Raw genomic sequence first — 663 nt, 5'->3', positions numbered from 1 at the left:
ATGATGGCAGAGAGGTCACACCCGTTCCCATACCGAACACGGAAGTTAAGCTCTCTAGCGCCGATGGTAGTTGGGACCTTGTCCCTGTGAGAGTAGGACGTTGCCAGGCAAAATGGAGGATTAGCTCAGCTGGGAGAGCACCTGCCTTACAAGCAGGGGGTCGGCGGTTCGATCCCGTCATCCTCCACCATATATGTCGGAGGGGTAGCGAAGTGGCTAAACGCGGCGGACTGTAAATCCGCTCCTTCGGGTTCGGCAGTTCGAATCTGCCCCCCTCCACCATTCTTAATTAATGGGCTATAGCCAAGCGGTAAGGCAACGGACTTTGACTCCGTCATGCGCTGGTTCGAATCCAGCTAGCCCAGCCATTAAGAGCCATTAGCTCAGTTGGTAGAGCATCTGACTTTTAATCAGAGGGTCGAAGGTTCGAGTCCTTCATGGCTCACCATTTTAACAAAATATGCGGGTGTGGCGGAATTGGCAGACGCACTAGACTTAGGATCTAGCGCCTTTGGCGTGGGGGTTCGACTCCCTTCACCCGCACTTTTAATAAAATAACTCATACATGTCTTGCGGAAGTAGTTCAGTGGTAGAATACAACCTTGCCAAGGTTGGGGTCGCGGGTTCGAATCCCGTCTTCCGCTCCAATTTTCAATATGACAT

6 tRNA genes and 1 rRNA gene are annotated in these 663 nt (G+C 52.0%); all 7 read left to right on the top strand.

The window, feature by feature from the left end:
• Positions 1-109, top strand: a 5S ribosomal RNA gene (gene rrf, locus MR079_RS28335); the annotation flags it as partial.
• A 5-nt stretch (positions 110-114) separates the two neighbouring features.
• Positions 115-190: transfer RNA gene (locus tag MR079_RS28330), tRNA-Val, on the top strand.
• Positions 191-198: 8 nt separating this feature from the next.
• Positions 199-282 (top strand) — tRNA-Tyr (locus tag MR079_RS28325).
• 11 nt (positions 283-293) lie between these two features.
• Positions 294-368 (top strand) — tRNA-Gln (locus MR079_RS28320).
• A gap of 4 nt (positions 369-372) precedes the next feature.
• A tRNA-Lys gene (locus MR079_RS28315) sits at positions 373-448 on the top strand.
• Between the two features lie 14 nt (positions 449-462).
• Positions 463-543, top strand: a tRNA-Leu gene (locus MR079_RS28310).
• Positions 544-572: 29 nt separating this feature from the next.
• Positions 573-647, top strand: a tRNA-Gly gene (locus MR079_RS28305).
• The last annotated feature ends 16 nt before the right edge of the window (positions 648-663 follow it).

The organism is Bacillus cereus group sp. BfR-BA-01381, from assembly GCF_022663555.1.
GTDB classification, from domain to species: domain Bacteria; phylum Bacillota; class Bacilli; order Bacillales; family Bacillaceae_G; genus Bacillus_A; species Bacillus_A pacificus.
The sequence above is the reverse complement of the archived record's forward strand: the minus strand, read 5'-3'. Positions and strand labels throughout refer to the sequence as shown.